Origin of the sequence: Photorhabdus africana (assembly GCF_035181445.1) — a bacterium.
Taxonomy (GTDB): domain Bacteria; phylum Pseudomonadota; class Gammaproteobacteria; order Enterobacterales; family Enterobacteriaceae; genus Photorhabdus; species Photorhabdus laumondii.
In genome coordinates this window covers 1-407 of sequence record NZ_JAXBVE010000202.1, presented here as the reverse complement: position 1 = coordinate 407, position 407 = coordinate 1, and the positions used below count along the sequence as shown (strand labels likewise).

At 42.8% G+C, this 407-nt stretch carries 1 protein-coding gene; it reads left to right on the top strand.

The annotated features are described in order from the left end of the window. Window positions 1–407: aminotransferase class III-fold pyridoxal phosphate-dependent enzyme (locus tag SLS51_RS23400; RefSeq protein ID WP_323840862.1), on the top strand; the 407-nt coding region annotated here is incomplete at both ends.

Here is a 407-nt window from a genome sequence, read left to right as displayed (position 1 = left end):
CCATCGATTGAGTCTGAGGAGAGAAAAAAGTATCTGGCTTCATTTATATCTAAATATAACGAGCGAACGATTAAATCAAAAATTCATTCGGTAGCGGTACGTAAAAATATGGCAGATAGCCGTTCTGGAATTGGCTTTAAACCCTCGATAAAAGAGCTACTTTACCCGATTGTCTGCACCAAGTTTGCCGGGCCTGTCGTCAAAGATATTGATGGTAATGATTACATTGATATGACGATGGGGTTCGGTGCGCATTTGTTTGGCCATAGCCCACCCTTTGTAGTTAAAGCGCTCACTCAGCAAATAGACAACAGTTTTGGTTTGGGAACTCGGCATGAGATAGGCTTAGAGGTGGCTGAACTTATCAAAGAGATGACTGGCATGGATCGCGTAGCTTTCGTCAATAG